Raw genomic sequence first — 534 nt, forward strand, 5'->3', positions numbered from 1 at the left:
TAATGAACAGGCATCTAACGCTTTTTTAAGCGCCAATGCAATGACTGTTACACCAGAAATTACGGCTAGAATAATCCCTAACAACAAAATGGCTACTCCTTTCTGTAGATTTTGGATACTTCGCAAAATACTGCATAAGCACCACCACCTGACATCAAGTTTGGCCAACCGTCACTAACTTTCTGCTTCAGTTATTATATCACACAATAAAGCCACGTCTAAGCACCTTTAAGACGTGGTTTTTTACTATTCCATGAAAGAGGTGTCCCATGAATAATCGTTTAATTTCTACCGTCTTAGCTGGTGGTTTGTTCGTTGCTATTGCATTTGGCGTTGTACAACAAGGCCATGCCGATCAGGCTACAAAGGTCAATGTAGCGTTACAAAAACAAATTAAGTCTGAAAAAGCTAAGAATAAAAATCTCGATACACTCAATGATGATCTACATCAAACCGTTGAAAAAAGTGAACGGAATAAGTCAAAAGCGGCACAAAGCAAGGTCTTAAATGAGCGTGCTTTGAACAGCACTCCGG

Annotated in this window: 1 protein-coding gene; it reads left to right on the forward strand. The window is 39.5% G+C overall.

The features are described from left to right. Window positions 1-269: 269 nt before the first annotated feature. On the forward strand, window positions 270-534 hold a 265-nt coding region (locus FC20_RS09705), incomplete at its 3' end, for a hypothetical protein (RefSeq protein WP_156402981.1).

The organism is Lactobacillus equicursoris DSM 19284 = JCM 14600 = CIP 110162 (assembly GCF_001434815.1).
GTDB lineage: Bacteria > Bacillota > Bacilli > Lactobacillales > Lactobacillaceae > Lactobacillus > Lactobacillus equicursoris.